The following is an 18567-nucleotide window of genomic DNA, read 5'->3' as shown; positions in this document are numbered from 1 at the left end:
CGAAAAATCCTTGGGTGGTCCACGCTGAGAGGTCTCAACGATACAGAGGTCAGGTGGTAAAGCCTGTGTCTCTGGCCACATAAGCGGGTATCGATTAGGTGAACTGAAAATGTGTGTGTAAGCTATTTCTTGTTGCAAAAGCACGAAGCAATAAAAACTAGATATGCGCGAGTGGCGGAATTGGTAGACGCGCTGGCTTCAGGTGCCAGTGATCGCAAGGTCGTGGGGGTTCAAGTCCCCCCTCGCGCACAAAATGAAAATAACCTCTGAAATGAACGAAAGTTCAGATCAGGGGTTATTTTTCATTACCCTAAGCCGTTTGGCATCGTTCTGATAACAATTTCCGACGGCGAGCCGGAAACTTCGTCACGGTCGCCTTCCATCAGGGTTCCACCCAGTAATCCATCGTGAATCGCCCCGCGCTCGAACGCGGCGCTGGGATCTCGAAAAATTGCCTGGGTGATTCCGGTCTCGGCCAAGGGAACAGCAACCTTTTGAGCTCTTGCAGCCAAGGCTTCGATGGCATTTACAAGGCTAGGAGATCGATTGCGGCTTTGCCTGTGCAGCCACCGGGTGCCGGCAAGGCTAGCATCGGAACCTCGCCTATGCCCTGCGTCCTGGTCCCGTGCCGGAATTCGGCGACTGGACTAGACTTCCAATGACGAATTGAAAGGTAGTGCATCGTGGCAGCGTCCAAAGAACCATTCGACATTCGCGGAACTCTTGATCTGGTCAACGGGCATCGGATCCTTCGCCTTGAACAAGAATCCAGTGACCTGCTCTCGAGCAGGGGCCAAGTGGCTGTCGATCTTCTCGGGGACTTTGCCGGTGGCACCGTAGTGATTGATCCCGATGGGCGTCGCGGACACTGGCTGGATCTCGAAGCGGATCAAGCGCCAGTACTCGAGGGCGAACCGGGGCAGCAGTTCCAGCTACTAGTTCGGCCAAGTTCCAGCTGGCCCGAAACCACGGTGCCCGGCGACCTCGCCGAAGCCTTGGAGGAGGCCAGCGACCTGGATGCGACCTGGGTTGGATTGACCCCGATGGCTCGGTGGGAATGGGTTCGCTGGGTAGGTTCCACCAAGAATCCCGATACTCGCCAGCGTCGCGTTGAAGTCAGCATCTCCAAGCTGCGCGATGGCAAGCGCCGTCCTTGCTGTTTTGACCTGTCCTCGTGCACCAACCCGGAGCTGGCCAAGAGCGGGAAGCTCGTCGAGTAATTCGGCCCAGCGGTGACCGGGGGCTAGCGATCCCCATCGATTACAGTGGAACCGCGTACAACCAGGGAACTGGGCAGCATGCTCTGCAGCGGCTCCGGGCTCTTGCCCTCGAGCAGGGAGCGCAGCTTCAGGGCCGCCAAACGCCCGCCTTCCTGGGCGTTGAGCTGCACCGAGGTAATGGCGGGGTTGGACGTGGCCGAGTAGGGCAGGTCGTCAAAGCCTGCCACGGCCAGCTGCTGCGGGATGCGAATCTGAAGAGTGCGGGCAGCGTGGAGCACGCCGAAGGCGTGGTTGTCGGTGGCGCAACCCAGCGCGGTGACCCCAGCCTCTTTCCATGATGGCCAGTGCTCGCTGAAAGCGGCGGATGCGGCGGTGACATCGATCATGGAGCTGGCGACCGAGCTGGGCAGGACCTCGATGCCGAAGTCGCCAGCTGCCTGGAGGAAAGCTTCCCGGCGCACCGCGAGCGTCTCCGTTCCGGTGATTGCATCCAAGTACGCGGCCCGGGTATGCCCCTGCGCGGCAAAATGCGCCACCACATCGCGGGCTCCTTGGGCCACATCCATATTGACGGCCGGGAATTTCGCGCTAATGCCAGGGGCATCAAGGACGACCATGGGCAGGTTGCCGCCAATCTCCTCAAGGAATTCCTGGCTCGGCGCGTGCACCAGCAAACCGGCCGGACGCAGGCCCAGTATCTTGCGAGTTTCGCTGGCGCTGGGGGAGACGCCGGCATCGGTGACCGAGAGCATCAGCTGGTAGTCGCTGGCCAGCACGGAGCGGACGCCGGCGATGACCTTGGCAAAGAACGGGTTGGAAATATCCGGGGCCACCAGGACAACCAGGGAGCTGACGCCCTTGGCCAGTGAACTGCCGATGCTGTCGACAATGTAGCCGAGTTCGCGGATGGCCTCGCGCACGCGCTGCTCATTCTTGGCGGAGACTCGTCCGGAGGATTTTCCGTTGGCGACCAGGGAGACCGTTGCCGTGGACACGCCAGCATGCGCTGCCACCATGGCTGCGGTGACCCGGCGTGGTTCGCGGTGATTTCCGGTCTTCTCAGCAATCGTCATGGCTCCATCGTAGTCGCACATCCGTCGGGTCAACTCACAAGTTAAGCGCTTGACGCAACTCGGAGAACAGGAAAGAATTGCCTAGGATGAAGTACTTCGCATCGTGATCAATGACCGGCCGCCCGCCGGCGGAAAATAAGGAGGGCACCATGGCCCAGGACAGCGCAACGCCCCGCAAGATCATTCTGGATTGCGACCCAGGGCATGATGATGCGGTTGCCATGATCCTGGCCCACGGAAGCCCTGCCATCGATTTGCTGGCCGTCACCACCGTCGCAGGAAACCAAACCCTGGAGAAGGTCACCGCCAACGCGCTCGCCGTGGGAACCATCGCCGGCATTAGCGGAATCCCTTTTGCCGCCGGCTGTGCCCGGCCGCTGGTGCGCGAGGTGGAAACCGCCGCCGCGGTCCATGGCGACTCGGGCATGGACGGACCGGAACAACCGGAATCCACCATTGAACTGGACCCCCGCCACGCGGTGGACGTCATCATCGATCTGGTCATGAGCCACGAACCAGGGGCGGTCACCCTGGTTCCCACCGGGGCGCTGACCAACATTGCGCTCGCCGTGCGCAAGGAACCGCGGATCGTCTCCCGCGTGCGCGAAGTGGTGCTGATGGGCGGCGGCTACCATACCGGCAATTGGAGCGCCGTGGCCGAATTCAACATCAAGGTGGACCCGGAAGCCGCGCACATCGTCTTCAACGAAGACTGGCCGGTGGTCATGGTTGGACTGGATCTGACCCATCAGGCGCTGGCCACCGCCGAGGTCGTCCAGAGCATCGAGAAGATCGGTACCGGCCCGGCAAAATTCGTGCGCGAACTGATGGACTTCTTCGCCCGCGCCTACCGCGACCACCAGGGCTTCGATGCGCCACCAGTCCACGATCCCTGCGCGGTGGCCTACGTGATCGACCCACAGATCGTGCGCACCGTGAAGGCGCCGGTCAACGTGGAACTTCGCGGGGATCTGACCCTGGGCATGACGGTCACCGACTTCCGTGCTCCAGCCGGTGAACAGTGCAACACCTCGGTGGCCGTGGATCTGGACCACGACGGATTCTGGGGTCTTGTGACCGATGCGCTGCAGCGGATCGGCGAAGTCACACCCGGGAAGTAAAACAACTTCTGGCTAATGTGGGGCACATCAATGCCAATTAGGCTCAGACCTGCATAAACTGGGATCACACGAAGATCAGGAGGCGTAATGGCAGGAAAAACCCCGCACCAGAACGTGACGTTCCCATCCTCGGGAGCGCAAGCACACGGCTATCTGGCGGTGCCTGACTCCGGAAAGGGCCCCGGGGTTATCGTGATCCAGGAATGGTGGGGCCTGACCGACCATATCCGGGATATAGCGGACCGCCTCGCGGCCCTCGGCTTTGTAGCCCTCGCGCCGGATCTTTACGGCGGATCCATCACCCACGACGGTGAAGAAGCAGGGCAGATGATGGCCGAGCTTCCCGAAGCGAAGGGTGCCCAGCTTCTTGCTGGAGCCGTGGATTACCTGCTTGCCAACGAGCATGTCACCAGCGATAAGCTCGGCGTGATCGGATTCTGCATGGGTGGCGGATTCGTCTTGCAGCTCGCCGCGCAGCAGGGCGAAAAAATCGCGGCGGCCGTTCCGTTCTACGGTGTCGGCCAGGGTGTGCCCAATGATTTCTCCGGAATCCGTGCCGATATCCAAGGCCACTACGCCAACTTTGATGAAATGTATCCACCTGAGCAGGCCCGCGCCCAGGAGGAGCAAATCCGCAAGCAATCCGGCGCTAACGTGAAGTACTACTTCTACGACGCCAAGCATGCCTTCCACAATGACGAAAATACCGCCGGAAATTACGACCCTGAGCAGGCAGCTATCGCTTGGGAACGCGCCGTCGGCTTTTTACAGGATAAAGTGGCCTCAAGGCCATAAAGTGTTATACATCACTTAATAGCATCACTTACTAAATAAGGAGAGCAATATGTCAGAAACCATCATCGTAGGTGTCGACGGTTCGGAAACCGCACAGCGCGCAGCTCGCCGTGCCGCGGAACTGGCACTGAAGCTCGACGCTGAATTGGTGGTCGTCACCGCTCACGCCTCGGACAACACAGAAGTCGTTTCCATCGGTTCCGACACCTGGATCCTGGACGACGCAGAGCAGGCTCGCAAGCTGGCCCAGCGTGTTGCCAACGACGTGAAGAACAGCGTCCCAGGCGTGAAGATCACCGCCGCAGCAGGCCACGGAAAGCCAGGCGACGTGCTGATCTCCGACGCTGAGGACCGTAAGGCCTCGATGATTGTCGTGGGTAACGTTGGCATGAAGGGCCTGGGCCGCGTGCTCGGTTCCGTAGCTTCCTCGGTAGCCCACTCGGCACCATGCGACGTACTGGTTGTGAAGACCGACAAGTAAGCCAAAGCGCTTGCGCTGACAAGGCGGGTACCGTTCATCGGTACCCGCCTGCAGCATTTAACCCCGCACAGCGTAGGCTTAACCCGTGCAAACTCTTCGAATCGCCTACGCCACCGGCGTCACCCCCGGCAAATGGATGGATCGCTTCAAGGAGCGCCATCCGAAGGTTGAGCTCCAAGCTTGGCGCCAGGATGACGGCGAGATTCTTGATCTGCTGGCCGAGGATCGGGCCGACGCGGTGTTCGTGCGCTACCGCGGGGAGTCACCCAAGGACCAAACCCGCCACGTGATCCCGCTCTATGAGGAACTCGAGGTGGTCTGCGCGGCCAAGGACCACGAGGCCGAATACTACGACGAATCCATCCCCGCCGAGGTGGTCGCGGGCTTCCCGCAACTGGATCTCGCCGATTACCCCGAAGTGGTGGGCGGCATCGGCGTTGCCATGGAAGTGGTGGCCTCCGGCGCCCAGGTCCTGCGCGTGCCACAGAGCATCGCTCGCCTTTTTGCCCGCAAGGATGTCATTTCACGCTTTGTAGAAGGCGGCACGCCAACGCAGGTGGGCATCGCGTGGCCTGCGGCCATGGAAGATACCACCCTGCTCGAGGAATTCATCGGGATTGTGCGCGGCCGCAGCGCAACTTCCTCCCGCCAGGCTTCGGTGCGCAACCACGAGCAGAAGGCCAAGCGCGTCAACGACAAGGCGAAGTTCGAAGCCAAGCTCAAATCCCAGACCGCTGCCAAGCGCCAAAAGGAGCTGGCCAAGAAGCAGGCGCGCAGCAATGGCGGCAAACCAGGCAAGCCCGGCGGATCCAAGGGGCGAAAGAAACGCTAGAACCGTCCCGCTGGCATGGGTAGAGTGAAGCCATGAAGCAATTCGATACGCTCGCGCTGTCCTCGCGTGGCCCAGCCTTGATCCTGACCATCAACCAGCCGAAGTCGCTCAATGCCTTGGCCCAGGAGGTCGTCAACGACCTGGAAGCCTTTGTCGACTGGTTCGAAACCACCGGATTCGAGTACCGCGGCGTGATCATCACCGGCGCCGGGGAGAAGTCCTTTGTGGCCGGAGCGAATATCGTGCAGATGAACGCCATGGACCCACAACAGGCCCTGGCCTACGGGCGCCAGATGCATGCGGTGACCGAGCGCCTGGAATCCCTGCAGGTTCCGGTGATCGCCGCGGTCAACGGCTTTGCCCTCGGCGGCGGCTGCGAAATCGCTCTGGCTTGCGACTTCATCTACGCGTCGGAGAACGCCAGCTTTGGCCAGCCAGAAGTCAACCTGGGCTTGGTGCCGGGCTTTGGCGGATCCGTGCGTCTTCCTCGCCGGGTCGGCAGTGCCATGGCCCGTGAACTGATCTTCACCGGGCGCCGGATCAAATCCGCCGAGGCATTGCGCATCGGCCTGGCCAACCGGGTAGTGCCTGCCGGGGAACTGATCGACCAGGCCGTGGCCGCCATTGAAGAGATCGCCGCTGTTTCGCCCACCGCGGTGGCCAACGCCAAAACCGCGCTGGTGACGATGGACGCACTGAACACCCACGATGCCCTGCTGGTTGAAGCGGACTCCTTCCAGCGCGCCTTCACCACCAATGATTCGATGGAGGGCCGGGCCGCCTTCGTGGAAAAACGCTCGCCGAACTTTCCCGGCAACTAGTGATGCACTACGGGGCGCACCCTGACCAGCACCTGCAGTACTTCGGCCCCGAGCAGAGCACGGCTGCCGGTGCGGTGATGATCATCCATGGCGGGTACTGGCGCGAGAAGTACACAGCGCAACTGGGTGTTCCGCTGGCCCAGGATCTGGCCGCCCGGGGGATACCGGCCTACAACCTGGAATACCGGCGTGGGCCCGGCAGTGCGGCGGCGATGCTCGCCGACGCCCGCCTGGCCTTGGGGCTGATCAAGGAGGAAGGGCCGATTACGCTGATCGGCCACTCGGCCGGGGCCCAGCTGGCCTGCGTGCTGGCTGCCAATGATTCGCGCGTCACCCAGGTCATCAGCCAGGCCGGGTTGCTGGATCTGGAGTATGCCCGCAAGTTGGCGCTCAGCGACTCGGCGGTGGACCTGCTGCTGGATGGCGCACCGCTGGCCATCTACAACCCGGTGGAATTATGGCCGATGCCCGCCCGTGTCGTAATCTTTCATGGTCGGGACGATGCCGACGTTCCTTCAAGAATTGCCCGGCGCGCAGTCCAGAAGGCGGCGGCACTCGGACAGGACTACCGCTTCGCGATGTTCCAGGGCGATCATTACACTTGGATTGACCCGCGCAGCAGCCAATGGGCCGCCTGCGTGCGCGCCCTGTCACCCCTGCACTATTAATAAGGAGCAGCATGAACCCGACCGTGATCGGTGAAGCCCTCGTTGACGTCCTGGCCTCGGGCATCGCCCCAGCCCAGGAATTTGTTGGTGGCAGCCCGCTGAACGTCGCGGTATCACTGGCCCGCCTGGGTTACCCCGGAACCTTGATCTCGCGGTGGGGCGCCGATGACAAGGGCCGGAAGATCGAGGAATACCTCAGGAGCAACAACGTCAAATACCTCGGCGGCGCCGACGAAGAAGCGACGGTCATCGCCCACGGCATCCTTGACCCCGCCGGCGGCGCGGCCTTCGCCTTCAATGCCTACTGGCAGATGCCGACCATCGGACCGGAACTGCCGCAGGATGTCGAGCTGGTGCATACCGGCTCTATCGCCACCTTGTTCAGTCCCGAGGAGTTGCTGCCGCTGCTGTCTGCAGCCCGCACCCACGCAACCATCAGCTATGACCCGAACCTGCGCCCGTCCCTGGTTACCAATCACGCCCAGACGGTGGCCGAGGTGGAACGCTTCGTCGGCCAGGCCGATGTCGTTCGGGTTTCGGGTATCGACCTGAAGTGGATGTACCCGATGCGTTCGGTCCAGGAGTCGGCCCGTGCCTGGCTGGATATGGGGCCGGCCATTGTCGTCTCCACCGCCGGATCGCGTGGTTCCTGGGGCGTGGTGCGCGCCGGGGACGCCGAGTTCATTGCGCCCTCCGTAGAAGTCACCGACACGGTGGGCGCCGGCGACACCTTTACCGCGGCCCTGCTGTGCTGGCTTGCCGAGCACGGCATGATTGGTGCTGCCCACCGAAAAAAGCTTGGCCAGCTGCAGATCAGCGAACTTTCCCAAGCCCTTGAATTTGCGGCCAAAGCGGCTGCCGTGACCGTTCAGCGGGCCGGCGCCAACCCGCCGCGGCGCGAGGAGCTCTAGGTGATCAAGCTGATCGCCTCAGACCTGGACGGGACCATCGTCGCCCCCGATGGCAAGATTTCTCCACGCACCCGGCAGGCCTTCTTGGACGCCCGGAAGGCCGGGATCCAGATCGTTTTCGTGACCGGCAGGCCCTTTCGCTGGCTTACCCCGATCATCGAAGCATTCGGCGGCCTGGGGACCGTGATCTGTTCCAACGGAGCGGTGCTCTACGATCTGGAACACGACGAGGTGATCTGGTCCCGGACGCTGAGCGCAGCCAAGGCCCGGGAAGCGGCCGCGATTATTTCGCAGATCGAACCCGAGGCGACCTTTGCCGCTGAAACCACCAAAGGCCTGCATCTTGGTGAGGGCTTTGCAGATCGCCATCATAATTTTGGTGTGCAGGACGTGCTGGATCTGTCTTCGGGTGCCATTGATCAAGAAGGCATCGTCAAATTCCTTGCCCGCTCCCAGCACCTGGCCATTGACGACTTCTATGCCGCAGTGAGGCCCCAGCTCAGCCATCTGGTTTCCATCACCCACTCCGCCTTTGACGTGTCCCTGTTGGAGATGGCTCACGTGGACATCCACAAGGCCAGGACCCTGAATGAATACTGCCAGCGCCTGGACATCGACCCGTCTGAAGTCATGGCTTTCGGGGATATGCCCAACGACATCCAGATGCTCGAATTTGCCGGCCACGGCTACGCCATGGCCTCGGGGCACCCTGCGACGCTGGCAACCGCCCGCTACTGCGCACCGCCACTGGCTGAGGACGGCGTCGCCCAAGTCATCGAGGGCCTATTGAAATGACGTACGCATTCACGCACCGTGGGGTGCGCCAGTCTGATGAAGAAAATACGCTCCTTGCCTTCCAGCGCGCAGTGGAATTGGGAGTAACCCATTTGGAATCCGATGTGCATGCCTCGGCCGATGGCACTGTCTACCTATTCCACGATGAGACGCTGGATCGGATTACCGATGCCACGGGAAAATTTGGCGAGCGCACCGATGAAGAGCTCGCGCAGATCACCGCCGGGGGACAACCGCTGTGCACGCTGGATGAACTGCTGGATGCTGTTCCGCAAGCCCGGATCGTGAACCTCGATGTCAAAGACGAGCAAGTCATTGGCCCGCTGGCCGAGTTGATCGAACGGCGTGGAGCCCATCACCAAATCGCTTTGGCTTCATTCTCCAGCGCGCGCAGCCACGCGGTGAGCCACCTGCTCTCGTCACCTATCAGGCGCTCGCCGGGGCAGCGTGGAATCATCCTGATTTGGCTCTGCGCCCACCTTCTCGGTTGGGTTCCCAAGAGGCTGATTAAAGACTTTTGGGCGGTGCAGGTGCCCTTCAAGCAGGCTTGGCTGCCCGTGGCTACGCGTCGTTTCACCAAGGCCGTTCAGCGCGCTGGCGCGCAGGTGCACGTTTGGGTGATCAACGATGAGTTGACCATGAAGCTGCTCATTGACCGGAATGTCGACGCTATTATGAGCGATGACGCGGAGCTGTTGATGAAGGTGCTTGGATCCTGACGCAGCGGATGAAAACGATTTCATGCACTTCACGAAATCTTGCCCAGCTAGTTCTGTTCGAGGGCCTATTCGGCCGTTCCGAGGGAGCAGTACTTGATCGTATGCTGGCTCATTATTACGGTATCTGGCTCGAAGCCGATTCCTGGAGCCGTTGGCAAGGGCAAGGTGCCGTCGTCGTTAAGAAGACCCTGATGCGGTGCATGCCAAGGATGCAGTTGCATTTCCCAGTTCAAGAAGGGGACTTCCAGCTCTGGACGGGCTTGGCCGTCCTGCAGGCGCACCGAAGGATCCAGGGCAATGATTTGGGCACTGGCCAAGAGCGCTGGACCGTAATAGAAACAATGGGGAATGACGTGGGCGTTAAGTCTCTTGCCGGCCTCTCGCACTTGCAGCATTGCGCTGACGCCACCGATTTTGCCAATGCTCGGTTGTGCAAACTCGATTGCTCCGCGTTCCATGTCATTGATCAGACCGTGGACTCCCGAGTGGTTCTCGCCGCCTGAAACATTGCTGAATTCGGAATTCAGCTCTTGCAGGGACTGCGAATCATCTGGAGGAAATACCGGCTCTTCGATCCATAGAAGATTCATTTCAGAAAGCTGTTCAAAAGCCGTACGGGCTTCCGGCAATTGCCATTTGCAGTTCACGTCGACCATCAACGGGTATTCCCCGACGGTTTGCCGCGCTGCCTGAATGGCTGGTTTCAACGATTCGTGCAACTTGAACGCCTTGAACCCCCGGGACATGGCGCGTGTGAGATGGAAGGAAACTTCTGTCGGGTCCTCCGCATAATGAACCAGCGATGCGTAGGCGTTGATCTCATGGCGGGCATCGGGATCAATGAATTCGCGGAGGGACTTGCCGGCTTGCTTCGACGCAATATCCCATAGGGCGATATCGATTGCGGACAGTGCGTAGTGGATTGGCCCGGTGCGTCCGAATGCATGAAAGGCGTATTCCGCAGCGGGCAGGCATTGGTCCAACTCGGTGGTTCGGCCCAAGAAGAAAGACGCGACGATATGCTCAAGCGCCGCCCACGTGGCTGGATTGGCCTTGTGCCCGAACCCTTCCCCCCAGCCAACAAGTCCCTGGGTCGAGGTTACTTTTACGATCAGGGATTCCATCTGGGTGAAAGTTCTTGATGATGCATTGAAAGCATCGATTGATTCCGCATTGGAATCTTCGGTTTCGCGACGCGCCGCGTCAAATGGCAGTGAAACTAGATACAGTTCTATGGACTCAATGGCGTCTTTAAAACCATCTCTGACTTGTGGCAATTTATGAATCCTTCTATGAACTTCGGATGCACTCCAAGAGTGCATATTGGGTTTGCGGGCTGGCATCAAGGATGCCAACGAGCCTTCGGCTAGTCATCTTGGGAATGTGGTTGACCTCACGTTGGTCTTTAGTTTAGCGTTGTGGAATAGAGATTGGAAAGCGCATTCCGAAGCATTTTGGCGAAGCATTTTTCGAAGCAAGGAGTCAGTCATGTCGGTCCCGATTCGCAAGGGGCACCTTAGCGTTCTGTTGAAAGGAGGTGATGGCCAGTGAGTGCCATTGCCGAGTTGCAAAGCCTAAATAAGACCAAGGGTCGGAAGGTTTCTGCAAAAGACAACAAGGCAGCTCATATCTTCCTCATCCCGTGGACGATAGGGCTCTTCCTGGTCACCCTGGGGCCGATGGCGATGTCGCTGTACCTCGCCTTTACGGATTACAACCTGTTGCAATCACCGGAGTTTACCGGTTTTGACAACATCCAGCGGATGCTTGATGACCAGCGACTTCACAACTCACTACGAGTGACCTTCACTTACGTCTTGATTGGCGTACCGCTGCAGCTGGCAGTAGCACTCGGCGTCGCCATCCTGCTCGACAGGGGAATGCGCGGACTCTCGTTCTACCGATCCGTTTTCTACTTGCCTTCAATGCTCGGTTCGTCCGTAGCTATCGCAGTGCTATGGAAGCAGATCTTCGGAACCACCGGTCTGGTCAACCAGATGCTGGACCTTGTAGGAATTCAAGGTATTGGCTGGATTTCCGATCCCAATACTTCTCTTGGAAGCCTGATCCTGCTCAATGTCTGGACTTTCGGTTCACCGATGGTGATCTTCTTGGCAGGCCTGCGCCAGGTACCCGCGATGTACTACGAAGCCGCGTCAATTGACGGGGCCACCAAATGGCGACAGTTCCGCAGCATTACACTTCCAATGATTAGCCCGATCATCTTCTTCAACCTCGTGTTGCAGATCATCGGTGCATTCCAGAACTTCACCCAAGCCTTCATCGTTTCCAATGGTTCGGGTGGACCGGCTGACTCCACGATGTTCTTCACTCTGTATCTGTATCAGCAAGGCTTCAAGCAATTCGACATGGGATATGCCTCGGCAATGGCCTGGCTTCTGGTCCTCATAGTCGGAGCTTTCACTGCCGTGAACTTCTTCGTTTCAAAGTATTGGGTGTTCTACGATGACTAATCAAACTTCGGTGCCGAGGTCTGGAGATCTTGACCAGGCAAAGCAAGGCCATATTCTCGACGAGGAGAAGATGCTAGGCCAGAAACCACCAGCCGGTGGAACCGACGCCAAGGGACGCAGGGTCAAGGGGCACAAACCCAAGATGCGTACACCATGGCGTTCAGTGCTGAAGCACGCCTTATTGATTCTGGCGGCGGGTGTGATGATCTACCCGCTGCTGTGGATGGTAGCAAGTTCCTTCCGGCCCAATGATTTGATTTTCCGTGAAGCAGGCCTTGTCATTTCGCAGGTGGACTGGAACAACTACCCCAACGGGTGGGATGCCTTGTCCGAACCGTTCAGCAAGTACCTGCTGAACTCGGCCGTCCTGGTCCTTGGCTGCATTATCGGAAACTTGGTCTCATGTTCCATGGCGGCATACGCGTTTGCCCGGCTTGAATTCAAGTTCAAGAAAATCATGTTCGTGCTCATGCTCATGACGATCATGCTTCCGATCCACGTGATCATCGTGCCCCAGTACGTGATGTTCTCGCAGATCGGGTGGGTCAACACCTTCTGGCCGATTATTGTCCCGAAGCTGTTGGCAACCGACGGGTTCTTCATTTTCCTCATGATCCAGTTCATTCGCGGTATTCCCAAGGATATGGACGAAGCTGCCCGTATCGATGGCGCGGGGCATCCCCGGATCTTCCTGCAGGTGATCTTGCCGCTCATGGTTCCAGCATTGGCCACGACAGCGATCTTCACCTTCATCTGGACCTGGAGCGACTTCTTCACCTCTCTGATCTACCTGACGAACCCGAGCAATTACACCGTGCAGGTGGCATTGAACGCGTTCATCGACTCCACAGGTGAATCCAACTGGGGTGCACTTTTCGCCATGTCGATCATTACCCTCATCCCGGTCTTCCTGGCCTTCCTTTTCGGCCAGAAGTATCTGGTCAAGGGCATCGCCACGACCGGCATCAAATAAACAGATGCCAATGGCCCGGAGCTTCAGAGCCCGGGCCATTGGCATGTTTGATACCTACGCAATCACTGCGGTTCATAGCTAAGGAGTAAACACATGGAAACAACCAAGCGCACGCGCTACGTATTGATCGGCGCCGGAAACAGATGCGAAATGTACATCACTTCCATGCTCGGAGATCACAACGGCGTCGCTGAATTGGTCGCCTTGGCGGATACGAACCCGGGGCGCATCGAGTACTACCAAGATGTTGTCGAGCAGACCTTTGGAGAACGCCTAGGCTCCTTCGACCCCGAAGACCTGGAGCCCTTCATCCAGGAAAACTCCATCGACCGGGTTATCATCACGACACCGGACTATACCCATGCTTCACTGATTTGCACCTCCATGTATGCCGGAGCCGACGTCATCGTGGAAAAGCCGTTGACCATCGATGCTGAGAGCACCGCCCGCATCGCACAGGCCGTGGCCGATACTGGACGCGAAGTGATTGTGGCCTTTAACTATCGCTACTCTCCGAGAAACACGGCCTTGAAAAAAGCCATTGACGAGGGACTAATTGGTCGGGTCACATCCATCGACTTCAGTTGGATGCTCGATACTGTTCACGGCGCTGACTACTTCCGCCGCTGGCACCGACTCAAAGAGAATTCCGGCGGGCTGCTGATCCATAAATCAAGTCATCACTTTGACCTCGTTAACTGGTGGCTCGAGGACTCGCCGCACAGCGTCTTCGCCGCTGGCGGACTGAAATTCTACGGGCCAAATAATGCTGCGGCCAGGGGCTTTGAAACGCACGAACGAGGTACTCATGATCTCAGTGACCAAGAACCTTTTGACCTTGATCTGCGCAGCGATGAACGGTTGGAAAAACTGTATTTGGCCAATGAGCATTTTGATGGCTACCGGAGAGATCAAGGCGTTTTTAATGGGCAAATTTCCATTGAGGATAATCTGAGCCTGACCGTTCAGTACGAGAAGGGGCCAATTCTCTCCTATTCGCTTAATGCGCACAGCCCTTGGGAAGGATATCGAGTGGCTATTAACGGAACCGAAGGCCGGCTTGAACTGGACGTTGTCGAACGGGCAGCAGTCCTGCCGGCTTCGGGTGGGCGTCCCGTCGATCCGTCCTACAGCGACGATGGCCAGAGCAGCAAAGTGCGCTCCAAAGGTGAGCGACTTGTAGTGCAGCGACATTGGCAGGAAGCGCAAGAAATTCCGATCATCAATTCGGAAGGATCGCATGGTGGAGGTGACAAGCTGCTGCTTCAAGAACTCTTTGAAGGCCGCCAAGTTGATGCCTACTCGCGACAGGCCGGATTCTTGGACGGAGTGCGTGCTATCGCCGTGGGAATCTGCGGGAACAAATCTTTGGAAACCGGCGAGTCAATGGATGTAGCACACGCCGGACTTGGTGTTAATTTGTCGTCAGCTGAACAGGTTCAGGTGTAATTGAATTCATGAGTGAGAAAGTTATTATTACCGGAGGTTCTGGCCGGTTGGGACGGGCGGTTGTCGAAGGTTTCGCGGCTGCAGGACACGATGTCGTTTCACTGGACCGAGGGCTACCCGAAGAACCAGTGGCCGGCGTTGCCTATCGCAGCATCGACCTGATGAATGCCGAAGCCACGCACACAGCATTCAAAGAAATTTCTCCTCAGGCCGTCGTCTCGCTAGCTGCCATGGCCGTACCATTTATGGCTCCGGAAGAAGTTCTGCTTCGGACCAATGCGACTATCGCGCACAACGTCACCTCGGCCGCTGTGGAGTCTGGCGCGACGCGTGTGGTCCTGGCCTCCAGCCCATCGATCATGGGCTACGGATCACCCGGTGGCTGGGTTCCGGAAAAGCTCCCGCTGGACGAAAACGAAACACCGCGGCCGTGGCATGCCTACGGATTGTCCAAGTATGTCGCTGAACAGATCGCGGCCATGTTCGCCGCCAAGATGGGGCCGGAGAGCCCGGTCAAATTTGCTTCGTTCCGTCCCTGCTTTGTGATTGCGGAAGAAGAATGGGACGGAGCACCGACCCAGCAGGGTCACACGGTAGCTGAGCGTTTGCGGGATCCGAAGCTATCAGCACCGGCGTTATTCAATTATGTAGATGCCCGCGACGTTGCAGACTTTCTGCTGCTGCTGCTCGAGCGATTTGACCGCGTGGACAATGGTGCGGTGTTCTTCGTGGGAGCCAAGGACGCCATGGCTACTCGACCACTCTCGGAGATCATTCCAGAGATCTACCCGGAGCTCGCGTCGCTGGCTACAGGCCTGACCGGAGATAGCCCCGCCTTCAGCATTGATAAAGCACGCAAAGTGATCGGTTGGGAACCGAAGAGAAGCTGGAGATCCGAGCTCAAAGCCAAGGTCTAGGGCCTTCGCACAGAGAAAACTGGTGGGTGAGGGGAATCGATTTCCCCTCACCCACGAATTTTTCCAGGCTCTTTTATCGTTGTAGTACCTGGGGCCGGGGCAATCCGTTGACCACAGTCGTTGGCCAATGAGGGTCCACGCTAAGAACTTCGATGGCACCGGATTCAGTCAACAGCATGGTGTCCTCGACTTTAAAAGTCTGCCCATTGCGTTGTGCGCTCGGGTTGAACGCGAAGACCTGGTTTGCCTGGAATCGGTCTGTTGCTCCGGGAGCCAGACGTGGATCCCGGCCGTTGAACCCGGCAATTCCGCCCTGATGGTGTCGCGTCCACTCCAGCTCGTCAAAACCGTGATCTGGATAGGCTTGCTGGATGATGGGCAGCAGTTCACCGAGGGCCCTGTCTTCCACGATGCCGGAAATAATGTCTGCCTCGACGCCAAGAATGTCATTTTCCCCGGCGATTTCTTGCTCTGTGGGCGGCTCGAAACGAACCCAGCGCGTGAGATTGGCAATCAGTCCGTTCCGCCTTACGCATAGCACCGCCATGGCCTTGCGGCCCAGCGGTGCCTTTGTCGGTAGTGGATGCCGGTATTCGGCGCGGGTGGAACCGCTCACCAGAGCCACCAGCACTTCTCCCCCCAGCGTCATGGCACCGGCAGCAAGCTTGGCCGCGACCTCAAATTCGGTGTCATCGCTGGAAGCGGCGGACAAAACCTCGGTCATCACTGAGGCAGTGTCCTGGCACAGCTGGCGGTAGCGGTCCACTTCTGTTGCAGTTAAGGCCGTGCGCATGGCACGGAGCTCCGGGCCGAGCTCGGACTCTGCGAGAATCTTCCATTCTGCGGCTTCGGGGAACCAGGCACTGATCTCGTCCAGCGGCTCGTACCAATTGGTGACGTGCAGATTCACCGGATTCTGATCATTGAGTTCTTCGTCCTGCAGCCGTTGCGCTTCGCTGATTGAAGTAGCAAGCTCGCAGCCTTCAGCGTGAACCAAAACCCGGGCGACGGGAGGCGCTGCAAGTGAAACATGCGTGCGCGCGCCATCGAGGAGCCACGCTAGCGAGGCGGGCGTGGAGAGCAACACCGCTTGCGCACCCCGCGCCCGGACGATTTCCATGAGCTGAGTATGCTTTTTCGTGTACTCGCTTGTTACGGCTGTGGGCATGTTCCATCTTCCTGATGATCTGAACTGAATTCCCGGGCAATCGCCGAGGCTGCTGGCCCGCTCCAGCGGCCATCAGCCACCAGAACGCGGACGTGGCGAGTCAGCGAGGCTCCGGGCTCCAATATGCATGGAGCATCCCATGCCAAAGAGCTTCCCACACCTGGATAACCAGAGCTGCGGACAAACCACGGGTCGCCATCGTCGCTGCAGAAGATGAGCGTAGCCTCGCCATGTCCTGTATCTCGTTGAGCCAAGCTGACCGCATCAGACGAAAATGAAGCGGCGAACGCTAGCCAAGGACTGCGCGTGCCGTGGACCTGTTCTTCGCCTGCCGCCGTCTCGGTAAAGATGTCCGCGTTATTCGCCTTGGGCAGTCTCCAGAAAAAACCGCCATATCCGCCATTGAGCCGGCCATTAGATCCTGGCGAGCCGATGGAAACTGATTCGTCGCGTGCTGAAAGGCTGAAGGTGAAATCCATGATCCAACCCTTGGCACCAGTGGATTGGTGGGTGAAAGCATGGAAGTCTACTGTGCGTTGTTCGTCCAGCAAGACGTGCTGCTGATGGCTTACCCACTCCAGATGGGAGCTGAGAGAACCTCCGCTGGGGGCAAACGAATTCGTGACAGTCCGGATGTGCCCATGGTCTTGGCGCCACACGTAGCGCGAGTCGGCACGCGTATAGGTTCGTCCGCCCCAGAAGTTATTTCCATTGACGTCTTGCAGTGCCACTCCCACCCCCAGATGCCAGGTGTGGTCCAGCGGCTGCTGATCGCTGATGTGCACTCCACCCATTGTCTTGACCTCATCAAGGAATGGCCGCGGCGAGTTGGTGACGGAAATATCCTGGCCGGTGCGCAGCCTCGCAACGGTTAGTTTCTGCCCGGTGGATGGATTCTCCAGTGTGAATTTTCCACTGGACTCCGGTTTGGCCGCCCACGGAGCGCCGAGTGAGGAGAAGTCAGACTGCGCGGCCACGGAACGATCGATGAAATGCTCGATATTCGGGATGACAGGGTGAAATTCCTCGCCTTCACCGGCCGGGATCACTTGTTCTTCATGGATGCCAGCTGGTTCGGAACTGGTGCGAATTTCCTCGAGAACCCGCATGAAGGCTCCGGCAGATTCCAGCGAGCTGAGCAGTTGGGGCGCGGTTCCACTACGGACATCCACAAGATTTTCCAGCAGGTTCACGCGGTTGAAAGTCTGGGATGTCTCAGGGCCGCCAAATTCAGGATTGGGGCGAATGACCAGCTCATCGCGGGTGTAGTACAGGATGGCTGAACCTTCGGTCCCATAGATGGTGATCCAGGGATCCTGATGCCCCTTCGCGCAGACAGTCAAAGCGGCAGTGAGCGGAATGCCGGTGTTCGTTTGCACCTTCACCACTGACGTGTCGTCCGCTTCGATTTGGTGGGCATGATACAAATCCGTGGTTACTGAGACCACGTCGCCAGAGCGCTCTGCCCCGGCAATCCGGAGTGCGCTGGCTACGGCATGGGCCAGCGGGTTCGTAACCACACCGTCTGCGATTTCAACTCCGTTGAGTTGCCGGTGCCCAGCCCAGGGCGAACGATTGTAGTAGCCCGTGGTGCGCAGCCAATTTCCGCTGGCTCCCACCGCACGCAGGGCGCCAATGGGAGAATTTTCTGCCTCAGCCTCGAAGAGCTCCTCCACCGCCTTGAGCGCCAGGGAACCCAAAGCTTGGAACCCTACCTGGACATTGACTCCAGCCGCTTGCGCGGCGCTGAGCAGCGTTTCGTACTGCTCCAAGGTGGCCGTCGGAGGCTTTTCCAGATACAGGTCGGCTCCGGTTGCCAAGGCCTTCATGGCCAAATCTGCATGGGTGCTTATTGGAGTCGAAATAATGATGATGTTTGGCTTCAGCCTCGACTCAAGAAACTCTTCGAAGGTGTTGAAGATTTGCGTGTTTTCCCCGCGAATCTGGCTGCCCGGATCCTTGGGGTCGATCCCGGCGAGGAAACTGATCTTGTTCTCGTCGACTAGTCGTTGGATGTTCGTCAGATGCTGCCGCCCGAAACCATTGAGGCCAACCAGCACCACCGCTGGCGCTGTTGACGGCGAAGCAGAACGGTCGTCGTGGGCAGCCGTTGCGGTGGTTTGCTGGTTCATGGTGTCCTTCTTGGAATC

The 18567-nt window shown here is 58.8% G+C and carries 19 protein-coding genes and 1 tRNA gene; 15 read left to right on the top strand and 5 right to left on the bottom strand.

Translation table 11 applies throughout. From position 1 onward, the window contains the following. Positions 1-165 precede the first annotated feature (165 nt). Positions 166-249 (top strand) — tRNA-Leu (locus AC6CHO_RS06170). Between the two features lie 56 nt (positions 250-305). Here AC6CHO_RS06170 and AC6CHO_RS06165 read toward each other — a convergent pair. Continuing rightward, positions 306-479, bottom strand: a complete 174-nt coding sequence (locus AC6CHO_RS06165) for a hypothetical protein (RefSeq protein WP_498214172.1) — start codon at positions 477-479, stop codon at positions 306-308. A 204-nt stretch (positions 480-683) separates the two neighbouring features. Here AC6CHO_RS06165 and AC6CHO_RS06160 point away from each other — a divergent pair, with 204 nt between their 5' ends. Continuing rightward, entirely contained in the window at positions 684-1220 is a 537-nt protein-coding gene (locus AC6CHO_RS06160) for a YdeI/OmpD-associated family protein (RefSeq protein ID WP_498214171.1), read from the top strand. A 23-nt stretch (positions 1221-1243) separates the two neighbouring features. On the opposite strand, the gene AC6CHO_RS06155 is transcribed toward AC6CHO_RS06160, so the two are convergent. Next, positions 1244-2293, bottom strand: coding sequence for a LacI family DNA-binding transcriptional regulator (locus AC6CHO_RS06155; protein WP_498214170.1), 1050 nt, complete (start codon positions 2291-2293; stop codon positions 1244-1246). 149 nt (positions 2294-2442) lie between these two features. Here AC6CHO_RS06155 and uriH point away from each other — a divergent pair, with 149 nt between their 5' ends. The 9 genes from uriH (at position 2443) to AC6CHO_RS06110 (ending at position 9436) form a co-directional block, all read left to right on the top strand. Then, positions 2443-3414: a uridine-preferring nucleoside hydrolase UriH gene (uriH, locus tag AC6CHO_RS06150; protein WP_498214169.1), complete on the top strand. Its 972-nt coding sequence runs from the start codon at positions 2443-2445 to the stop codon at positions 3412-3414. Positions 3415-3501: 87 nt separating this feature from the next. After that, a complete protein-coding gene (locus AC6CHO_RS06145) occupies positions 3502-4209 on the top strand; it encodes a dienelactone hydrolase family protein (RefSeq protein WP_498214168.1) in 708 nt (235 codons plus the stop codon). A gap of 49 nt (positions 4210-4258) precedes the next feature. Further along, positions 4259-4690, top strand: coding sequence for a universal stress protein (locus AC6CHO_RS06140; protein WP_444661221.1), 432 nt, complete (start codon positions 4259-4261; stop codon positions 4688-4690). Positions 4691-4775: 85 nt separating this feature from the next. Beyond that, entirely contained in the window at positions 4776-5522 is a 747-nt protein-coding gene (locus AC6CHO_RS06135) for a LysR family transcriptional regulator substrate-binding protein (RefSeq protein WP_498214167.1), read from the top strand. 32 nt (positions 5523-5554) lie between these two features. After that, entirely contained in the window at positions 5555-6343 is a 789-nt protein-coding gene (locus tag AC6CHO_RS06130; protein ID WP_498214166.1) for an enoyl-CoA hydratase/isomerase family protein, read from the top strand. Positions 6344-6345: 2 nt separating this feature from the next. Further along, positions 6346-7011: an alpha/beta hydrolase gene (locus AC6CHO_RS06125; protein ID WP_498214446.1), complete on the top strand. Its 666-nt coding sequence runs from the start codon at positions 6346-6348 to the stop codon at positions 7009-7011. Positions 7012-7022: 11 nt separating this feature from the next. Next, a complete protein-coding gene (locus AC6CHO_RS06120) occupies positions 7023-7922 on the top strand; it encodes a PfkB family carbohydrate kinase (protein WP_498214165.1) in 900 nt (299 codons plus the stop codon). Further along, positions 7923-8717 (top strand): HAD family hydrolase, encoded by a 795-nt coding sequence (locus AC6CHO_RS06115; protein WP_498214164.1) that lies wholly within the window; start codon positions 7923-7925, stop codon positions 8715-8717. Continuing rightward, positions 8714-9436 (top strand): glycerophosphodiester phosphodiesterase family protein, encoded by a 723-nt coding sequence (locus AC6CHO_RS06110; RefSeq protein ID WP_498214163.1) that lies wholly within the window; start codon positions 8714-8716, stop codon positions 9434-9436. The genes AC6CHO_RS06115 and AC6CHO_RS06110 overlap by 4 nt, the downstream gene beginning before the upstream one ends. A gap of 65 nt (positions 9437-9501) precedes the next feature. Here the strand turns inward: AC6CHO_RS06110 and AC6CHO_RS06105 are convergent, their stop codons facing one another. Continuing rightward, positions 9502-10713, bottom strand: coding sequence for a mandelate racemase/muconate lactonizing enzyme family protein (locus AC6CHO_RS06105; protein WP_498214162.1), 1212 nt, complete (start codon positions 10711-10713; stop codon positions 9502-9504). A 270-nt stretch (positions 10714-10983) separates the two neighbouring features. Here AC6CHO_RS06105 and AC6CHO_RS06100 point away from each other — a divergent pair, with 270 nt between their 5' ends. From AC6CHO_RS06100 to AC6CHO_RS06085, 4 genes are all read left to right on the top strand, one after another. Then, on the top strand, positions 10984-11910 hold the full coding sequence (locus tag AC6CHO_RS06100) for a carbohydrate ABC transporter permease (protein WP_444661215.1): 927 nt from the start codon (positions 10984-10986) through the stop codon (positions 11908-11910). Beyond that, positions 11903-12883 (top strand): carbohydrate ABC transporter permease, encoded by a 981-nt coding sequence (locus tag AC6CHO_RS06095; protein ID WP_444661214.1) that lies wholly within the window; start codon positions 11903-11905, stop codon positions 12881-12883. The genes AC6CHO_RS06100 and AC6CHO_RS06095 overlap by 8 nt, the downstream gene beginning before the upstream one ends. Positions 12884-12976: 93 nt before the next feature. After that, on the top strand, positions 12977-14332 hold the full coding sequence (locus AC6CHO_RS06090; RefSeq protein WP_498214161.1) for a Gfo/Idh/MocA family protein: 1356 nt from the start codon (positions 12977-12979) through the stop codon (positions 14330-14332). An 8-nt stretch (positions 14333-14340) separates the two neighbouring features. Continuing rightward, the gene (locus tag AC6CHO_RS06085) at positions 14341-15249 is read left to right on the top strand and encodes an NAD-dependent epimerase/dehydratase family protein (RefSeq protein ID WP_498214160.1); all 909 of its coding nucleotides are present in this window, start codon (positions 14341-14343) and stop codon (positions 15247-15249) included. A 73-nt stretch (positions 15250-15322) separates the two neighbouring features. Here the strand turns inward: AC6CHO_RS06085 and AC6CHO_RS06080 are convergent, their stop codons facing one another. Next, positions 15323-16417 carry a M24 family metallopeptidase gene (locus AC6CHO_RS06080; protein WP_498214159.1) on the bottom strand — a complete coding sequence of 365 codons (1095 nt, stop codon included), beginning with the start codon at positions 16415-16417 and terminating at the stop codon, positions 15323-15325. Further along, on the bottom strand, positions 16402-18549 hold the full coding sequence (locus AC6CHO_RS06075; protein ID WP_498214158.1) for a DUF6807 family protein: 2148 nt from the start codon (positions 18547-18549) through the stop codon (positions 16402-16404). Before AC6CHO_RS06075 ends, AC6CHO_RS06080 begins: the two co-directional genes overlap by 16 nt. Between the last annotated feature and the right edge of the window lie 18 nt (positions 18550-18567).

Source organism: Glutamicibacter sp. GQ173, from assembly GCF_059759215.1.
The sequence above is the reverse complement of the archived record's forward strand: the minus strand, read 5'-3'. Positions and strand labels throughout refer to the sequence as shown.

Coding starts and splice junctions, on each gene's coding strand:
- AC6CHO_RS06155 (WP_498214170.1), bottom strand. CDS start 2,293: ATGACGATTGCTGAGAAGACCGGAAATCACCGCGAACCACGCCGGGTC.
- uriH (WP_498214169.1), top strand. CDS start 2,443: ATGGCCCAGGACAGCGCAACGCCCCGCAAGATCATTCTGGATTGCGAC.
- AC6CHO_RS06145 (WP_498214168.1), top strand. CDS start 3,502: ATGGCAGGAAAAACCCCGCACCAGAACGTGACGTTCCCATCCTCGGGA.
- AC6CHO_RS06140 (WP_444661221.1), top strand. CDS start 4,259: ATGTCAGAAACCATCATCGTAGGTGTCGACGGTTCGGAAACCGCACAG.
- AC6CHO_RS06130 (WP_498214166.1), top strand. CDS start 5,555: ATGAAGCAATTCGATACGCTCGCGCTGTCCTCGCGTGGCCCAGCCTTG.
- AC6CHO_RS06125 (WP_498214446.1), top strand. CDS start 6,346: ATGCACTACGGGGCGCACCCTGACCAGCACCTGCAGTACTTCGGCCCC.
- AC6CHO_RS06120 (WP_498214165.1), top strand. CDS start 7,023: ATGAACCCGACCGTGATCGGTGAAGCCCTCGTTGACGTCCTGGCCTCG.
- AC6CHO_RS06110 (WP_498214163.1), top strand. CDS start 8,714: ATGACGTACGCATTCACGCACCGTGGGGTGCGCCAGTCTGATGAAGAA.
- AC6CHO_RS06095 (WP_444661214.1), top strand. CDS start 11,903: ATGACTAATCAAACTTCGGTGCCGAGGTCTGGAGATCTTGACCAGGCA.
- AC6CHO_RS06090 (WP_498214161.1), top strand. CDS start 12,977: ATGGAAACAACCAAGCGCACGCGCTACGTATTGATCGGCGCCGGAAAC.
- AC6CHO_RS06085 (WP_498214160.1), top strand. CDS start 14,341: ATGAGTGAGAAAGTTATTATTACCGGAGGTTCTGGCCGGTTGGGACGG.
- AC6CHO_RS06080 (WP_498214159.1), bottom strand. CDS start 16,417: ATGCCCACAGCCGTAACAAGCGAGTACACGAAAAAGCATACTCAGCTC.
- AC6CHO_RS06075 (WP_498214158.1), bottom strand. CDS start 18,549: ATGAACCAGCAAACCACCGCAACGGCTGCCCACGACGACCGTTCTGCT.